This is a genomic window from Nannocystis bainbridge, from assembly GCF_028368995.1.
Lineage (GTDB): Bacteria > Myxococcota_A > Polyangia > Nannocystales > Nannocystaceae > Nannocystis > Nannocystis bainbridge.
The window spans coordinates 661239-678419 of the sequence record NZ_JAQNDL010000004.1 but is presented as its reverse complement, the minus strand read 5'-3'; the positions used below and the strand labels follow the sequence as shown (position 1 = coordinate 678419).

Annotated in this window: 17 protein-coding genes; 11 read left to right on the top strand and 6 right to left on the bottom strand. The window is 73.1% G+C overall.

Features of this window, described 5'->3' with window-relative positions:
- Positions 1 to 147: 147 nt before the first annotated feature.
- A complete protein-coding gene (locus POL25_RS40095; protein WP_272091696.1) occupies positions 148 to 705 on the bottom strand; it encodes a DUF3592 domain-containing protein in 558 nt (185 codons plus the stop codon).
- A gap of 283 nt (positions 706 to 988) precedes the next feature.
- Entirely contained in the window at positions 989 to 1873 is an 885-nt protein-coding gene (locus tag POL25_RS40090) for a peptidoglycan-binding domain-containing protein (RefSeq protein ID WP_272091695.1), read from the bottom strand.
- A gap of 240 nt (positions 1874 to 2113) precedes the next feature.
- On the opposite strand from POL25_RS40090, the gene POL25_RS40085 reads away from it, so the two are divergent.
- Complete coding sequence (locus tag POL25_RS40085) at positions 2114 to 2746, top strand: hypothetical protein (protein ID WP_272091694.1); 633 nt, start codon at positions 2114 to 2116, stop codon at positions 2744 to 2746.
- Positions 2747 to 2865: 119 nt separating this feature from the next.
- Here POL25_RS40085 and ada read toward each other — a convergent pair whose 3' ends face one another.
- Positions 2866 to 3939, bottom strand: coding sequence for a bifunctional DNA-binding transcriptional regulator/O6-methylguanine-DNA methyltransferase Ada (ada, locus tag POL25_RS40080; protein WP_272091693.1), 1074 nt, complete (start codon positions 3937 to 3939; stop codon positions 2866 to 2868).
- A gap of 291 nt (positions 3940 to 4230) precedes the next feature.
- Here ada and rnk point away from each other — a divergent pair, with 291 nt between their 5' ends.
- Positions 4231 to 4638: a nucleoside diphosphate kinase regulator gene (rnk, locus tag POL25_RS40075; RefSeq protein ID WP_272091692.1), complete on the top strand. Its 408-nt coding sequence runs from the start codon at positions 4231 to 4233 to the stop codon at positions 4636 to 4638.
- 72 nt (positions 4639 to 4710) lie between these two features.
- Here rnk and POL25_RS40070 read toward each other — a convergent pair whose 3' ends face one another.
- On the bottom strand, positions 4711 to 5520 hold the full coding sequence (locus tag POL25_RS40070; protein ID WP_272091691.1) for an ATP-binding protein: 810 nt from the start codon (positions 5518 to 5520) through the stop codon (positions 4711 to 4713).
- A 386-nt stretch (positions 5521 to 5906) separates the two neighbouring features.
- On the opposite strand from POL25_RS40070, the gene POL25_RS40065 reads away from it, so the two are divergent.
- The 4 genes from POL25_RS40065 to POL25_RS40050 all read left to right on the top strand — a co-directional run bounded on the left by POL25_RS40065 (position 5907) and on the right by POL25_RS40050 (position 11421).
- Complete coding sequence (locus POL25_RS40065) at positions 5907 to 7346, top strand: ferritin family protein (RefSeq protein ID WP_272091690.1); 1440 nt, start codon at positions 5907 to 5909, stop codon at positions 7344 to 7346.
- A 39-nt stretch (positions 7347 to 7385) separates the two neighbouring features.
- Positions 7386 to 8462: a spermidine synthase gene (locus POL25_RS40060; protein ID WP_272091689.1), complete on the top strand. Its 1077-nt coding sequence runs from the start codon at positions 7386 to 7388 to the stop codon at positions 8460 to 8462.
- 156 nt (positions 8463 to 8618) lie between these two features.
- A complete protein-coding gene (locus tag POL25_RS40055; protein WP_272091688.1) occupies positions 8619 to 10697 on the top strand; it encodes a hypothetical protein in 2079 nt (692 codons plus the stop codon).
- 115 nt (positions 10698 to 10812) lie between these two features.
- Positions 10813 to 11421 carry a hypothetical protein gene (locus POL25_RS40050; RefSeq protein WP_272091687.1) on the top strand — a complete coding sequence of 203 codons (609 nt, stop codon included), beginning with the start codon at positions 10813 to 10815 and terminating at the stop codon, positions 11419 to 11421.
- 92 nt (positions 11422 to 11513) lie between these two features.
- On the opposite strand, the gene POL25_RS40045 is transcribed toward POL25_RS40050, so the two are convergent.
- Positions 11514 to 11864: a hypothetical protein gene (locus tag POL25_RS40045; RefSeq protein WP_272091686.1), complete on the bottom strand. Its 351-nt coding sequence runs from the start codon at positions 11862 to 11864 to the stop codon at positions 11514 to 11516.
- A gap of 183 nt (positions 11865 to 12047) precedes the next feature.
- Complete coding sequence (locus POL25_RS40040; RefSeq protein ID WP_272091685.1) at positions 12048 to 12785, bottom strand: SDR family oxidoreductase; 738 nt, start codon at positions 12783 to 12785, stop codon at positions 12048 to 12050.
- A gap of 175 nt (positions 12786 to 12960) precedes the next feature.
- On the opposite strand from POL25_RS40040, the gene POL25_RS40035 reads away from it, so the two are divergent.
- The 5 genes from POL25_RS40035 (at position 12961) to POL25_RS40015 (ending at position 17168) form a co-directional block, all read left to right on the top strand.
- Positions 12961 to 13875, top strand: coding sequence for an AraC family transcriptional regulator (locus POL25_RS40035; protein WP_272091684.1), 915 nt, complete (start codon positions 12961 to 12963; stop codon positions 13873 to 13875).
- A 123-nt stretch (positions 13876 to 13998) separates the two neighbouring features.
- The gene (locus tag POL25_RS40030; RefSeq protein WP_272091683.1) at positions 13999 to 15111 is read left to right on the top strand and encodes a DnaJ C-terminal domain-containing protein; all 1113 of its coding nucleotides are present in this window, start codon (positions 13999 to 14001) and stop codon (positions 15109 to 15111) included.
- Between the two features lie 180 nt (positions 15112 to 15291).
- Positions 15292 to 15720 (top strand): SpoIIAA family protein, encoded by a 429-nt coding sequence (locus tag POL25_RS40025; RefSeq protein WP_272091682.1) that lies wholly within the window; start codon positions 15292 to 15294, stop codon positions 15718 to 15720.
- Positions 15707 to 16384: an STAS domain-containing protein gene (locus tag POL25_RS40020; RefSeq protein ID WP_272091681.1), complete on the top strand. Its 678-nt coding sequence runs from the start codon at positions 15707 to 15709 to the stop codon at positions 16382 to 16384. The genes POL25_RS40025 and POL25_RS40020 overlap by 14 nt, the downstream gene beginning before the upstream one ends.
- A 211-nt stretch (positions 16385 to 16595) precedes the next feature.
- Positions 16596 to 17168 carry a hypothetical protein gene (locus POL25_RS40015; protein WP_272091680.1) on the top strand — a complete coding sequence of 191 codons (573 nt, stop codon included), beginning with the start codon at positions 16596 to 16598 and terminating at the stop codon, positions 17166 to 17168.
- Positions 17169 to 17181: the final 13 nt, after the last annotated feature.

The following is a 17181-nucleotide window of genomic DNA, read 5'->3' as shown; positions in this document are numbered from 1 at the left end:
CGCAGCGCCTGTCATGGGCGATTCGAGGTCACTGGCACATTGCATTCTGGCGTGATGCCATTGTCCGCCGGCCAGGGCCGACGAGCGCGACGCTCCCACGATAGGCACCGAGGTCGAACCGGCCGGCCTCGCCCGCCCCGACCAAGTTCAGTCCGCGGACCGCCGGCCCGGTCGCGCCCGCACTTCTTCACTCGCGGCCACGAGCGGCGGCGGCGGGCGGCGAATCAGGACCCGGACGAGCAACAGCAAGCAGGGCAGCGCGATCAGCAGACCCAGGACGAGCCCGGCGATCGAGTCGCCGAGCGGCGGCGCGGCGGCGTTGACCGGACGGCTCACCCACGGGTCGCCCGGCAGGTAGCGCACTGCCACCTTCCCCGACGCGCGCGCGGCCTCCCAGTCGGCCACGGGCAGCGCGGTCCACAGGCCCTCGCGGCCGGTCCCGTCGCTGAGGGTGTACGTCTCGGCCGCTCCCGCCAGCGTGAAAGCGTACCGGACCTCGTACGTGGTCCCGGTGTTGCGCGCCTTCATCACCCGCGTGTCGAGCACGTCGGCCTCGACGATGTCGCCGCCGCTGCGCAGGCGCAGCTCCGCGGCGGTGGCGTCGACGCCGAGGTAGGTGACCCCTCCGCCGATCAGCACGCCGACGCTGAGCCCGAGGATCACGCCGAGCAAGGATGTTCGGTCGCCTGCCTGCGTGTCGGTCATGGGCCGCAGTCTCGCAGATCGTCGGCGCGCCGGGCGGTCGCGGCTCCGGAGGCAGGGCGGCGACGGCCCTCGGACGCGCCGGGCGCGGTGGCGACCGGCCCCGGCCCCGGCGCCCTGCGTGATCATGCGGCCCGCGCGCGTGCGAGCGAGCCGGCGCAGTCGACCTGTCGGCGCGAGACCTCGAGACCCGCCCTCAACGGGCGATGGCCACGAGCTGCGAAAACCGTCGACGCCCGCGCGCCGGTCCCGGCAGCGCCTGCACGCCGCGCCGCGGCCCCCGACTCTACACATTCCGCGGCGGCACCACGAAATCTCGCACGCCGTTCCAGGTGAACGGATTCTGCGTGCTGTTGAACCAATCCCACCACACCACCGCCCCGTCGGGCACCGGCAGCGACGCGTGAAGGGCCGACCATTGCGCGGCGGTCTTGCCGAACGTCGGGCCGGCCGGGACCACGCGCGAGAAGCCGAGCGTGCGATAGGCCGCGATCGACCGCTGCGCGTAGCCCGGGCCCTGATTGTTGCTCGCGTCGTAGATCTGCGGCGCCGCGAAGTCGACCCCGGTGAACGCCGCCCACGGGAACCGCGGGAAGTTCCACGGCGCGCCGTACGAGGTCAGCCCGACCGCCAGCCCGGCCCGGCGCGCGGCAGGCAAGAGCGCTGCCATCAATCGCGCCGCCGCCTCCGGCGCCTCGACGTACGGCAATTCGGCGTCGACGAGCACGCCCGCCGCGCCGCAACCGGTCGCCGTGCCGAGCAAGACATCGACGAATTCCGCCTCGCGCCCCGCGTACGGGAATCCCCACACCCAGCACGCGTGGCCGGCCGCGCGCAGCGCCGCGGCGTGGCGCGAGAAGCCGGTCCACACCGCGCTCTTCTTGTCGGCGTATTGCCAGATGCACTGGAACGCCAGCCAGCCCAGCCCGGCTTGCGCCACTCGGGCCATCATCGCCTCGATCGAGCCGACGTGCTTCACCGAGCGGACGAACATCCCCTTGCCGCGCGGCACCCCGGTCGGCGCGCGCAGCAGGTCGTCGAGGGCGGCCCGCGTCCTCGGGCCGACGACGCCGTCGACCACCAGGCCGCGCTCGGCCTGGACCGCCCGGATCCCGCGATCGAGCAGCAACAGCACCTCGCGCAGCGAAAGATCGAGGCTCTCCGCGCGCACCGTCACGACCCTGCCCCGCTCATTTCACCAGCGTAGATGCCCGCAGGCCCGGCTTCAACTCGGCCCGCGGGCTCGCGTCCGGCCCCGCGATCGTCGCACATGGCGATGACCCGCAATGGGCGCACCCCGAGTACCACCATTGACGGCGAATCGACCCGCGCGACGTCCGTCGCGGTTCCGCTCGCCCGCGCGGCGCGGGCCTGGCGGATCCGCTAGCGTGGAGAATGGAGGAACTCGCTCATGTCGCGCACGATCTCGATCCTTCGGCTCGCCCCGCTCGCCCTCGCGCTCGCGTGCGAGGCCGCCGGTGGCGCTGACACGAGCGACCAGCCGGTCGACGAAAACGACGACGGCGAGCCGGCGTCGAGCAGCGAGCCCACCGGCGGCGACCCGACCGGCCCCGCGGCGGATTTCGGCCCTGGCCCCGTGTTCGAGTGCGACCCGTGGCTGCAGGACTGTCCCGAGGGCCAGAAGTGCAACCTCTACAGCACCGCCGGCGACCAGACCCTCGACGGGGCCCGCTGCGTGCCGCTGGACGACAGCCCGGCCCAGATCGCCGAGCTCTGCATCGCCGAGGGCGGCTACGGCACCGGCCTCGACGACTGCGCCGCCGGCCTGTTGTGCTGGAACGTGATCCCCAGCGAGCAGGGCGTGTGCGTCGAGCTCTGCGACGGCGCCGCCGTCACCCCGCAATGTCCCGAGGGCCAGGTGTGCGCCAAGAGCTTCGGCGACTATCACTACATGTGCCTCGCCACCTGCGACCCGCTGGCCCAAGACTGCATCGAGGGCGAGCTGTGCGCCTTGACCGAGAAGGGGTTCGCCTGCGCCGCGAAGTTCGCGGCGGTGGGCGCCTGCGCGGCGCCTCCGCCATGACCGAACGGACATGTCCTGCCGGTCACACGATGATGACCCATCGGACATGTCCCCTCGGACATTTCGCTCGACACCATCGGCCATGACCGAAGGGACATGTCCCCTCGGTCATGCAGCCGTCACGCGCTGGCTTCGCGGTCGAGCAGCTTGCGCTTGCGCTCGACGCCCCAGCGGTAGCCCGACAGCCCGCCGTCGCGCTGGACCACGCGATGGCACGGAATCGCCACCGCCAGCGCGTTCGCGGCGCAGGCCTGGGACACGGCCCGGACCGAGCGCGGCGCCCCGATGCGCTCGGCGATGTCGGCGTAGCAGACCTTCGCGCCGGGCGGGATGCCGCGCAGCGCCTGCCACACGCGCTGCTGGAACGCGGTGCCGCGGACGTCGAGCGGCAGGTCGAGGCCGAGCCCGGGCGCCTCGACGAACGCGATCACCGTCGCCACCTGGCGCTCGAACGCCGGGTCGTCGCCGATCAGCTCGGCGCGCGGGAACCGGTCCTGCAGGTCGCGCACCAGCCGGTCCGGATCGTCGCCCAGCAGGATCGCACACACCCCGCGCGTGCTGGCGGCGACCAGGATCGATCCGAGCGAGCACTCGCCGACGGCGAAGTGGATCGCCGTGGCCGCTCCGCCGGCGCGGTAGGCCGACGGCGTCATGCCCAGCACCTGCTCGGCGCGCGCGTAGAAGCGGCCGCCCGAGCCGTAGCCCGCGCCGTGGATGGCCTCGGTGACCGAGCTGCCGCGCCGCAGCTCCTCGCGCAGGCGCGCGTCGCGACGGGCGGCCGCGTAGGCGCGCGGCGTCACGCCCGTCACCGCCTTGAAGATCCGGTGCACGTGGTACGCGCTCAGGCCCGCCTGCGCCGCCAGCACCTCCAGCCGCGGCGCAGTCTCGGCGCCCTCGATGTAGCGACACAGCGCCGCCACCATCTCCGCGTGCAGCTCGGCCTGCGACGGCCCGCCCGGCTTGCAGCGCTTGCACGCGCGGAACCCCGCGGCCTCGGCCTCGGCCACCGTGGCGTGGAAGGCGACGTTCTCCGGCCGCGGCGTCCGCGAGGCACACGACGGGCGGCAGTACACGCCGGTCGTCATGACCGAGTAGAAGAAGTTGTCGTCGGCGTTCGGATCGGCCGCGACCAGGGCCGGCCAGCGAGGATCGCAGGTGACGGCTGCCGCGCGCGCGGCGGAATTGGTGGACATGGGCGCTCGTGCTCCTGTTGTTCGGCGGACCACCCCGCCGCTTCCGCCACGCTAGCCGGTCCGGCGGCCCGCGGCACTCCGGGTCTTGCTGTCGCATTCGTGTCCAGCGCGGACGACGCCCGCGCGGCCGCGACCGCCGGCCGCGCCGGCGCTCCACCTGTCGCAACGGCCAGGTTTCGGCCCTCGCGCGCGCCGCCCGCCCGCCGCGGTTGCACAGGTCCGGACCGTCGCGCATTCTTAGGCCGAAGCCCGCCGCTCCGGCGGGCTTCGTCTTTTTCCCGAGGCCACGCCATGCAAACCGACGTCCCGATCACGATCTCTCGCCACGACCTCGGCCGGCTCAAGCGCCTGCTCGCCAGCCCCCCGGTCCGCGGTACCGACGCCGCCGAGGCCCTCGACGACGAGCTCGAGCGCGCCGCCGTCGTCGACTCGACCGCGCTCCCGCCCGACGTGGTGTCGATGAACTCACGCGTGCGCTTACGCGAGCAGCACAGCGAGCGGGAGTTCGAGCTCACCCTCGTCTATCCCGGCGACGCCGGCCCCGATCGCGTCTCCGTGCTCGCCCCGGTCGGCAGCGCCCTGCTCGGCCTCACCGTCGGCCAGGCCATCGAGTGGCCGCTGCCGGGCGGTCGGGTCGCCGAGCTCCGCGTGCTCGAGATCCTCTACCAGCCCGAGGCCATGGGCGACCACGACCTGTGAGCCCTTCGGGACATGTCTCGAAGCGCATGTTCTTTACGACATGCCCTTCGAGACATGTCCTAAAGAACACTACTACTCGAGCGCCACGACCGCCTCGAGCTCGCCGGCGTACACCTCGAACACGCCGATGAGATGGGTCACCAGCAGGAGCTCGAGCACCTTCGGCGGCACCCGGCACAGCGCCAGCTGCCCGTCGCAGTTCAGCGCCGACGAGAACGCGCTGACCAGCGCGCCGATGCCCGACGAGTCGACCGTCGTCACCTTGCCGAGGTCGACGACGATCTTGCGCGTCCCGCCGGCCAGCGCCGCGAACACCGCCTCGCGCAGGGCCACCGCGCCGGCGCCGATCGTGAGCTTGCCGATCGGCTCGAACACGCGGACCTCGCCGCGCTGGCGCAGCGCCACGACGGTCCTGGCCTCCCGCGCCAGCGGCTCGTAGCTCACGCTCGGCGGCTTCACGCGGTCGTGCAGGCGCGTCGACATCGTCACCGTCGTCCCGCCGCCGGCCCGGCGATCGTGGACCACCTCGTCCATGAAGTGGCGCATCAAGAACACCCCGCGCCCGCGCGGCTCGAGCCGGCGCGACTCCTCGCGCGGATCGGCCAATCGCGCCCCGTCCCACCCGGCGCCCTCGTCGTGGACGCGCACGGTCACCCGCCCGCCGCCGAGTTCGACCGCGACGCCGACCTGCTTGCCAGGGTCCTCGCCGTTGCCGTGCACGATCGCGTTGGCGACCGCCTCGCGGACCGCGACGTCGGTGCGCCAACAGGCCTCGTCGTCGACGCCGATCCGGCGCAGAAACCCATGGACGGCCTGCGACGCGGACTCGACCTCCACGCGTCGGCTGGCGATTGCGAGGCAGAGCTGAGCAGACCCGTTCACGGCGATCCGTGTAGCACCGTGCCGCGGGCGCGCCGACGCGAGCCCGCCGCAGATCCGACGGCCGTCGCTCGTCTGCCGCGCCGCGGTGCGGTGATTGGCTGCGGCGTCCCCCCGATCGAAGCAGGCCATTCGCGGCGCCGTCGCCCGACCTGCGCGGCTGGCGACCGCGACCGTGGCGAATGCGTCGCCCGTCGCCGGCGGCGGACGAGCGACCGGGCCGACATGGCCCTTGGGACATCCGCGGTCGCCACCGCGCAGCGCGGACGGCCGACCGCCCGCCGTGGCCGGCGCGCCCGCGATCCATCACCGCCGCCGGGACCGTGCGCGTGATGTCCCGCCCCGGCGCCAGGTTCCGCGGCCGCCGGCGTCCGCGTAGCCTGGCGAGGATGTCGGCCGCCTCTTCGCTCTCCTGTCTCCGGGTCGCTCTCCTCCACGCTCTCGGCCTCACCGTCGCGGCAGGGTGCCCCCGGCCGCCGCTCGACGACGCCGGCACCGCCACCGGAACGGGCACCACCACCACCACCACCACCACGAACGGCAGCACCACCGCGCCGGGCACCACAACCATCCCCGGCGACCCGACCACCGGCCCGCTGACGACCACCTCCACCACCGGCACCAGCACCACGATCGTCACCACCAGCGACAGCACCGGCCCCGTCGAGCCGGCGACCACGACCACGACCACGACCAGCACCACCGACGACACCACCACCACGACCTCCTCGAGCACCACGGCCGACACCACCACCGGCCCCGCCTGCGTCAACCTCATGGACCTCGGCGACGAGGTCATGCCCGCCGACCTGCTCGAGATCCCCGGCTGCGAGGATTACGACACGTCCCAATGCTACGATTACATGCAGATCTGCGCGCCGCTGGCCGACGGCCTGGAGAGCTGTGACGCGTGCGCGCCCGACTGCCTCGGCTCGCTCCCCGAAGTGTGCCCCGACTTCGGCTTCAAGCTCGCGTGCGGCCCGTTCACCATCGAGGGCCAGTGCTGCCACGTGATCGAGTACAGCTGGAACTGCACCGACGGCCGCCCCTTCCTGGTCGAAGGGACAGCTCGCACCGCCGCGGCGATCGATCGCCGCGACTGGCACGCCGACGCCGGCGGCCCCGCCCCCGCCTTCGTCGCCGGCCTCGACGCGGCCGCTCGCGCCGAGCTCGCGGCGCTGTGGACCGCCGACGCCCTCGCCGAACACGCCTCGGTCGCCTCGTTCGCGCGCTTCAGCCTGCAGCTGCTCGCCCACGCCGCCCCGCCCGCCCTGGTCCACGAGGCCTGCGCCGCCCAGCTCGACGAGGTCCTGCACGCTCGCCTCGCCTTCGCCATCGCCGGTGCTTACGCCGGCGCCCCGCTCGGCCCCGGGCCGCTGGCCGTGGCCGGCGCCCTCGAAGGTCCCGGCGATCTGGCAGCCCTCGTCGCCGCCGTCGTGCGCGAGGGCTGCGTCGGCGAGACCCTCGCCGCGGCCGAGCTCGACCTGGCCGCGAGGACATGTGACGATCCGGCCCTCGCCGCCACCCTGCGCCGGATCGCCGCCGACGAGGGGCGCCACGCCGCGCTGGCCTGGCGCACCGTCCAGTGGGCCCTGTCGCGCGGCGGCCCCGGCCTGCGCCGCGCCGTCGCCGAGGCCCTCACCGTCCAGATCGCCGCGCCTCCGCCCGACCGCCTCGAACCGGCCCTCCTGCGCCGCCACGGCCGCCTCCCCGCCGCCGAGCGCATCGCCCTGGCCGCCCAGTGCATGCGCTCGGTCGTGCTCCCGTGCGCCCGCGCCTTGCTCGACGACCTCGCCGTGCCGCGCCCGAGCGCCGAGCTGCGCGTCTGAAGCGGACGCTCCGGCCCGCGCGGATGCTACCATCCGCGCGTGCGCGACCTCGACGACCCCTCCTCTCCGCCCGCGCGTCGCCCCGGCGCGCGCGTCGTTCGTGATCGGCACGACCTGTCCCGAGGGACAGACAACCAAAGTCCATCTCGGCCGGTCCACCGCGGCCCGCTCGCGTCCCTGCTCGCCGTCCTCTCCCTGTCCCCGGGGACAGGTGCATGCAATCGCCCCGCCGCCGAGGAGGCGCCGGTCGCCAGCCCCCCGACCGTGGCCGCCCCCGCCGCCGTCGCCTTGCCGGCCCCGGTCGCGCCCGAGCGCGTCCGCGGGCGCAAGCTGCTCGCCGAGGCGACCTCGCCGTTCTCGAAGATCCGCGTGCAACAGCAGGGCACCAAGCGCACCCTCGGGTTCGTGCGCAAGCGCGGCGACGAGTGGGTGCAGACCATCATCGACCTCACCGACCCCGACGTGCCCGCCCACGCCTACGCCGAGGCCATGGCCGCGCCCTTCATGGTCGTCGACGCTCCGCGGCGCCTGCTCGTCGTCGGCCTCGGCGGCGGCACCCTGGTCCGCTGGTTCCACTCGCGCCTGCCCGCGGCCCACATCGACGCCGTCGAGATCGACCCGGAGGTCGTGCGCCTGGCCGCCGAGTGGTTCGGCGTGGTCCCGGGCCCGCGCCTCGGCATCTTCACCGACGACGCCGTGCGCTTCATCGCCGGCGAGGGCCCCACCTACGACATCATCTGGCTCGACGCCTTCCTCGACCCCGGCGCCCCTGGCACCGACAACGCCGGCGTGCCCGAGGAATTGCGCGGCCTCGGGTTTCTCCGCCGCGTCAAGCAGCGCCTCAGCCCCGGCGGCGCCGCGGCCTTCAACATCCACCATTTGACCGGCTACGACGTCCACGTGAACGCCATCGCCGAGGTGTTCCCCCAGGTCCACGTGGTCCGCCGCCCCGGCAGCAACGAATGGATCGTCCTCGCATTGGCGCAGGACGAGCCCCTGGCCCCCGAGGACCTGCAGCGCCGCGCGGCCGCCCTCGACGCCACAAAAGCCTGGGGGATCTCGTTCGCCGAGCTGGCCGCGGTCACGACCCCCTGGCAGCGCCGGCCTGCCCCCTGATCGCCGACTCGCAATTCACGGCTCGCGGCTCGCGGCCCGGCTCGCGCGGAAGCGCACGGCAATCACAGCGGTGTCACGCCTCCGGGTCAGCGCACGCCGGCGCGCCCGGGGGCCTGCGGCGGGCTGTGATAAGACCGAACGAGGGAGACTTTAAGCGTGATCCGGAAAAGCCCGCTCGCAGCCACCTTCGCCGCTCTGACCCTCACAGCCCTCACCGGCGCCTGCGGCGATTCTGCCAGCGAGTCCGCGTCCGACGGCACCTCCACGGGGTCGGCCGCCACCACCGACGAGACGCCGACCGGCTCCACCGCCCCGACCACCAGCACCTCGGGCACCGACACCAGCGACACCACCGACACCACCGGTAACGTGTTGCCCGAGCCCGACCCGGTCGTCGACTGGCCGACCCTCGAGTGCGACCCGCTCGACCCCCATTATTGCCTGTTCCCGTTCCCGAGCAATGTCTATACCGAGGCCGATGATTCGACCCCGACCGGCCGCCGCGTCGCCCTCCCGCAACAATCGCTGCCCAAGTCGACCGGCGGGATCTGGCCCGAGACCGACGTGTTCGCCGAGCTCGACGGCTTCTCGGGCGGCCTGCCCGGGATGGTGCACATGCCGGGTGCCACCATTACCGGCCTGCCGGATCCGTGGAGCATCGAGATCTCCGTCACCCCCGACAGCCCGACCATCATCCTCGATGTCGACACCGGCGAGCTCGTGCCGCACTTCACCGAGCTCGACATGTCGCACGGCGACGACGCGCGCCGCACCCTGCTCATCCGCCCGGTCACGCGCCCGCGCGACGGCGCCCGCCTGATCTACGCCGTGCGCAACGTCGTCGACGCCGGCGGCCAGCCGCTGCCCGCCTCGCCGGCCTTCGCCGCCCTGCGCGACCTGACCCCGTTCGCCGACGACCCCTCGGTCGACGCCCGCCGCCCGCTCTACGCCGACATCTTCGCGCGCCTCGAGGCCGTCGGCGTGGTCCGCGACGAGCTGCAGGTCGCGTGGGACTACACCGTCAGCAGCACCGAGAACACCACCGAGCGCCTGCTGCACATCCGCGACGACGCCCTGGCGCAGGTCGGCGCTGCCGGGCCCGCCTACGAGATCACGTCGGTCGTCGAGAACTGCGACGATCTCATCGCCCTGTGCGTCGAGGGCGAGATGACCGTCCCGCTCTACCTCGACAAGCCCGAGTCGGGCGGCCGCATGATCCTCGACGACGCCGGCCTGCCGACGCAAAACGGCACCGCCACCTACCCCTTCACCGTCCTCATCCCGTACAGCGCCTTCACGGCCCCCTCGGCCCCGGTCGCCTACGGCCACGGCCTGCTCGGCAGCCGCGATCAGGTCAAGGCCAGCCATTTCCGCCAGTTCGCCGAGGACTACAACTACATCCTGTTCGCCGTCGATTGGGTCGGCATGGCCGAGGACGACCTCGTCACCATCGTCGGCGCGCTCGGCGGCAACCTCCATCAATTCGCGGCGGTGCCCGACCGCGGCCAGCAGGGCATCCTCAACTTCATGCTCGCCACGCGCATGATGCTCGGCGATTTCGCGACCGACCCGGCGCTGACCTTCCAGGGCGAGCCGGCGATGTTCGACACCGAGTCCGCCTATTACTTCGGCAACAGCCAGGGCGGCATCTTCGGCGCCACGCTGATGGCGGTACAGGTCGACGTCACCCGCGGCATGCTCGGCGTGCCCGGCCAGCCGTACAACCTCCTGCTCAACCGCAGCGTCGACTTCGACAACTTCTTCGCCGTCGTCAAGGGCGCCTACCCCGACCCGATCGACATCCAGGTCGTGCTCGGCCTGGTGCAGATGCTGTGGGAGCGCTCCGAGCCGAGCGGCTACAGCCACCACATCCGCCAGCCGCTGCCGAACACCCCCGCCCACGACGTCCTGCTCAACGTCGCCATCGCCGACCACCAGGTCACCACGCTCGGCGCTCACCTCATGGCCCGCGCCATCGGCGACGTCGCCAACATGGGCCCCGTCAATCGCTCGATCTGGGGCCTCGAGGAGGTCGAGGGCAGCCACGCCGGCTCGGCGATGGTCGAGTTCGACTTCGGCCTGCCGCCGGAGCCGGTCTTCAACGTGCCGATGCGCGAGGGCGAGGACCCGCACGGCGGCCCGCGCAAGCTCGCCGCCGCCAACGCGTCGATGGACAAGTTCTTCCGCGAGGGCATCGTCGAGACCTTCTGCGACGGCGCCTGCGATCCGGACTGACGCGCGGGCCTACGCATACGTGAGCCGGCCGCCGGCTCACGCGAGCAGGTACGCGGTCAGCGTCGCGGCGAGCCCGCACTCGCGCCCTGGCGCGACCTCGTGCATGCTCTCGGCCATGGATTACCGCCTATTGTTGCTCGTGATGCAGCTCCAGGGCCCGCCCGCGCCCGAGGGGCCGCAGCCGGCCGTCGCACCCGCGCCCGCGCCCGTCGACGACGGCGTCGCCCTCGCCCGCTATTTCGAGGCCGAGCGGCAATACGCCGACCGCCTCGGCGTGGAACTGGGCCAGGACATGAGCCGGTACTGGGACGATTATCAGGGCGACGAGAAGGACCGCGCCGAGGACCGCGCCGACGGGGACGACGACGACGACAGCCGGGTGCAGAGCTTCGCCCGGTTCATCGACGATCGCTATCGCCGCCGGCTCAAGCTCGGCGGCACCCTGCTCGGCGTCGGCTTCGCCCCGCTCGGCGTCGGCCTCTACATCGGCCTCACCCTCGGCGAGGGCGGCGACGTGGCGCTGGTGATGGCCGGGATCGGTGGCGCGGCCATCGTCACCGGCGCGGTGCTGCTGGGCGTGCGCGGGTCCCAATTGCGCCGCCTCCGCGAGATCCAGGCCGGCCTGGCCCTGCGACCCGGGGCTCGCCTGCGCTGGCGAGGGATCGGGCCGCTCCACGATCCGCAGCTTCGCAGCTACGGGGCGAGCCTCGGCTTCGCGTTCTGAGGCCCGCGCCTCCCGCTCCGGGCATGTCCTATCAATGTCCGAAGGGACATGTCCATCGAGACATCTATAATCATTGCCCCATCGGCCGCCGCTCAGCCCTCGTCCTCGTCCCAGGCGAACACCTCGAGCGTCGGCGGGCCGAGCGGTGATTCGTTGGGATCGTTGCCCGACAGATCGAGCACCTGCGCCTTGAACCACAGCTCGAAGTCGCCGGTGCTGGCCGCGTAGGCGTCCGCCGCCGCGGCCGGCGCGTCGATCAGCGTCACCACCAGCACCTCCAGACCGCGCCCCGTGTCCTGCAGGTGCCACGATTCGTGGCGCACCCCGTAGCGGCGGAAGAACGCGGTGGTCTCGGCGCGCCGCGGCCCGCGGATCGCCGCCACGAATTCGAGCAACGCGCCGATCGATCGGCGCAGGGGGGTCATGCGGACGACGTAGGGCATGGCGCGGCCTCCATGGCACCGCGGGGCCCGTCCGCCCGGCGCCGCCCTTCGAGCCGCGCCGGACCTGCGCCACGCCGCGGCGAGCCCCGCGACGCCACCACGCCGCGGCCCCCGCCCCGCCCGCAGCCGCGCGGCAGCATCGACGCGAGCGCGCGGACGTTCACGCCCCACGATCGACCGCCCTCAGTGCGGGCTCGCCGTGGGTCGCACGATCATCTCGCTGACGTCGACCTCCGGCGGCTGCTCGATGGCGAACTGGATCGCGCGGGCGATGGCGGCCGCCGGGATGGCGACCTTGCGGAATTGCTTCATCCCCTCGCGCGAGGCCGGGTCGGAGATGGTGTCGGCCAGCTCCGACTCGGTGACCCCCGGCGAGATGACGGTGACGCGGATGCCATCCCCGACCTCCTGCCGCAGCCCGTCCGAGATCGCCCGCACCGCGAATTTGGTCGCGCAGTACACCGCCGCCGTCGGCACCACGTAGTGGCCGCCGATCGACGAGATGTTGATGAACTGCCCGCGCTTCTGCTGCTGCATCACCGGCAGCGCCGCCGCGATCCCGTGCAGCACCCCGCGGATGTTGACGTCGATCATGCGGTCCCACTCGTCGACCTTCAGCGCCTCGAGGTTCGACAGCGGCATCACCCCCGCGTTGTTGACGACCACGTCGATCCCGCCGAACGTCGCCACCGCGAACGCCACGAACGCCGCCACGTCTTCGCGGCGCGTCACGTCGAGCTGGCGGTAGCGGACCTGTCCGCCGTCGCCCGCGATCTCGTCGGCGAGCGCCGCCAGCCGCTCGGTGCGGCGCGCCCCGAGCACCACGCGGGCCCCTTGCCTGGCCAGCAGGCGGGCCGTCGCCTCGCCGATGCCGCTGCTGGCGCCCGTGATCAGTACGACCTTGTTCTCGACTCCGGACATGATGATTCTCCTGCGTTCTGTCGGCCGCCCACCGCGGGCGAGCCGGGTACGCAGACACCGTAAACGCGGGCCCACGGCCGCGTTAGCCAGTTCCTCGCCGGCTCTTGCCCGATCCTCCGCGGCGCCACGGCGGCCTCTCCTTGCCGCCCACGAGGCCCACGAGTACGCTCGGTCGATGGCGACGACTGCGCCCGCGGCCGCCGAGCTGGCCGCTCATCTGCAGCGACACACCCCTGGCGACGGCGTGCACGCGACCGCTCTCCCGCGCGTGTCGCTGATCCGCGCCGCGCGGCCCGGCGAGCCGCTGGTCCTCCTGCACGAGCCCGCGCTGTGTGTGGTCGCCCAGGGCACCAAGCGCGTGCACCTGGCCGACGAGGTCCACGTCTACGACGCCTCGCGCTTCCTGGTCGTGACGGTCGATCTGCCGGTCACCGGCCAGGTCGTCGAGGCCAGCCCGGCCGCGCCGTACCTGTGCCTGCGCCTCGACCTCGACCCCGCCGAGCTCGCGCAGCTGCTGCTCGAGCTCGGCCCGCCGCCGCCGGCCCAGCCGCGCCCGGGTCGCGGCCTCTACCTCAGCGCCATGACCCCGGCGATGCTCGACGCCGTGCTCCGGCTGGTGCGCCTGCTCGACGTGCCCGAGGACATCGCCGTGCTCGCGCCGCTGGCCGTGCGCGAGCTGACCTACCGCCTGCTCAAGAGCGACGAGGGCTGGCGGCTGCGCCAGATCGCCGCCGGCGACGGCCAGGCGCGCCGGATCGCCCGCGCGATCGACTGGCTCAAGCAGCACTACGCCGAGCCGCTGCGCATCGACGAGTTCGCCCGCGAGCTGCACATGAGCGCGTCCTCGCTGCACCACCACTTCAAGGCCGTCACCGCCATGAGCCCGCTGCAATACCAGAAGCAGCTGCGGCTGCAGGAGGCCCGCCGGTTGATGTTCAGCGAGGCGCTCGACGCCACCAGCGCGGCCTTCCGGGTCGGCTACGAGAGCGCCTCGCAGTTCAGCCGCGAGTACACCCGGCTGTTCGGCGACCCGCCGGCGCGCGACCTGCGGCGCCTGCGGGAGACCGGCGGCCTGGCCTCGCCGGTGTGACGTCGCGGGAATAGCCTGTCCCTCGGGACATGCACTTCCCGCCATGTCGACATGTCCCCGGGGACATGTCGAAACCACCCGCGGGGGCTCGCCTCGGGTCGCCCGCCGCGCTATCATGATCGGATGCGCGACCTGTACGTCGTCCTCGGGATCGATCGCCACGCCGATGCGCGCGCGATCAAGCGGGCCTACCGCGAGCGGACGCGCCGCTTCCACCCCGACGTGAACGGCGGCCGGTCGTGGAGCGAGGAGCTCTACCGCGAGATCGTCGACGCCTACACGATCCTCGGCGACGACCGCACGCGCGCCCTCTACGACGAGTTCGGCGAGCTGTCGCTGACCCGCGGCTTCGACCCGCAGCGAGCCCGCGCCGCCCGCTCGCGCCCCCACGACGGCCCGCCAGGCCCGCCGTGGGCCGCCCCCCGCCGGGACTCGGCCGAGCACACCCCGCCCGCGAGCGGCGGCGACCTCGAGTTCGACGACCTCAAGCACGCCCGGCGCACGGTCTTCGACGACATCCTGGCGCGGATCTGGCGCGGCCGCGAGGTCCGCCTCGACGACAGCGCCGACGCACACGCGAACATCGACGACAAAATCAACGAGACCGGCGACGACGACCTCGACGACGACGACCTCGACGATGATGACGACGACGACCTCGACGACGACCTCGATGACGACGACGACGACCTCGACGACGACGCGTCCGACGATCTCGAAGACGACGAAGGCATGGGTCGAGACGCCCGCGCCGAGGTGACGGTCCCGCTGGCTCGCGCCGTCGTCGGCTGCACCGCGCAGGTGCGCGTCGGCGGCCGGATCGTCGACGTGGCGGTGCCGGCCGGCACGAGCGACGGCGCGGTGGTCCGCCTGCCGGGCCAGGGTGAACCCGGCAGCCCGCCCGGCGACCTGCGCGTCACCATTCGCGTCGCCCCCGAGCCCGGCCTCACCCGCCGCGGCCTCGACCTGAACCTCGCCGTCGCCGTCACCCTGCTCGAGCTCTACCGCGGCGACGCCGTCGAGGTCGTCACGCCGCGCGGCACGGTGCGCGTCCGGATCCCGCCGGCCTGCGCCCCCGACCACAAGCTGCGGCTGCGTCGCCAGGGCGTGCCCGGGCCGCGCGGTGAGGTCGGCGACCTGTACCTCGAGTTCCGCGTCCAGCTCCCCGCGCCCGGCGACGCCGGGCTGCTGCAGGCCCTCGAACGCCTGCAGTCCGGCGCGCGCCCGCGGGCCTGAGCCTCGACTGGCACAATCACCGCCTCCCCGTGAGGCCGCCTCGGGGCCGGCCCACCCGCGGGAGCGCACCATGGCGGACCCCATCCTCGCGGCCCCACGGAGGCCCCCGGCGGCCCTGCGCGCCCGCGCGCCCGCGCGCCCCGTGACCCTCGAAGGCGGGCCCGTGATACGCTATTCGCGGTGGCGACCACGAGCGCGAGCGAGCACCTGCAGATCATGCGCGAGCAGGACCTCGCGCATATCAAGGTCCGCGGCCCGTTCGACCTGGCGGTCGCGCACACCGTCCACGGGATGCTGGCCGACATCATGGCCGAGAAGGGTCGCTGCTACTTGCTGGCCGACTTGACGCGCATGGACGGCATCCCCACCGACGCGCGCAAGCACGTCGGCGAGTGGCACAAGCAACACTCCGTCTCGGGCGTCGGGGTCTACGGGGCCAGCTTCGCCATGCGCTCGCTGGCGACACTGATGTTCCGGGCGATCCGGCTCGTCACCGGCAAGCCCACGGAGATGGCGTTCGTGCGCGACGAGGCCGAGGCGCGCCGCTGGATCGAGGCCCTGCGCGCCGCGCAAACCGCCGCCCGAGGAGGTCGCCATGTCCACCAGTGAGCTCGACGAGGCCCTGACTACCGACTCGGAGCGCTTCGACCGGATCATGGCCGTCATCGGCCTGGCCTCGGTCGGCGAGTTCGACGGCGCGCTCGAGCACTTCTCGCAGTCGCGCGAGGACGCCTTCGGCATGCTCGAGGAGGGCCTGCGGCTGTTCATCACCGAGCTCAAGGCGTCGCACGAGGAGCGCGACCGGGTGCTCGCGGCGCTGCTGCAGGCCAACCAGGAGATCGAGCAAAAGCTGGCGCTCATCGAGACGCAGCGGCTCGAGATCCACCAGCTCTCGACGCCGGTGCTCGACGTGTGGGACGGCGTGCTCGCGGTCCCGCTGGTCGGCACCCTCGATCGCGCGCGGGCCCTGGCGGTCGCCGACGCGCTGCTGCAGCGCGTGGTCGACTCGCGGGCCCGCGCCGCGCTCGTCGACCTCACCGGCGTCGAGGGCGTCGACGCCGGCACCGCCGATCACCTCCTGCAGCTCGTGCGCGCGGTCAAGCTCGTCGGCTGCCGCGCCATCATCACCGGCGTGAGCCCGCCCGTCGCGCAGACCCTCGCCGGCCTCGATCGCACGGCCCGCGACCTGCACTGCCTGCCGTCGCTGCGCGAGGGCCTGCGCCACTGCCTGCTCACGCACGGCAATCCGTCCGCCACGCGAGCGCCGACGTGATAGCGATCGTCCTCGCTCCCGACGGTTCACGCAGCCGCGCGCCGTCGTCCCTGCGCGAGCCAACGGCAGGACTCGCACGCCGCCCACGAGGACGCTCGCGCTGCTGCGCGCCCCTTTCCTCGGCCCCGTGGCGTAACCTTCGGGGCCGAGGACCTCGGCCGCACGCATGACGACGCCCCATCCTTCCCCGCCCTGGTGGCCGCCCGCGATCGTGCGTGAGCCGACCCCGCCGCCCGATCTCTCGACGATCGCGTACGTCTTCTGCGCGCTCGGGCTGGTGCTGTTCGGCGTGTTCCAGATCAACCAGAAGCCGATCGACATGCGCGAGTTCGGCGGCGAGCTCGAAGACCACGGACCGTTCGGATGGGGCTGCGTCGCGGTCGGCACGGCCGGTGGGGTGGCCGCGGCGGTCGCCCGCAGTCGCGCGCGCAGGCGGTACGCAGCCGCCATGCAGGCGCACGCGGAGCGGCTCGACCGCCTCGTCCCCGCGTGGGGGCAAGTCGAGGCCAGCGAGCTCGGTGAGCGCCTCCTCGGCCGCAGCGACTCGGGTCCGGACCCCTTGATCGGCTACCGCGTGAGCCTCGCGCTCACCGTCTGGACCTCGCGCGAGCCCGGCCCGCAGTCCCGCGTCTCCGTGGCTCACGCGTTCGAGCCCCACGTCGCCACCGCGCTCGCCCCCGGCAGCTGGATCGAGATGGGGTTCGATCCACGCGACACCGTCATCGTCCCCCAGCACGTCGTGACCCGCGACGGCGCCAAGCTGCCGGTCGTGCCGGTCGGCTGAGGCGCGCCCGATC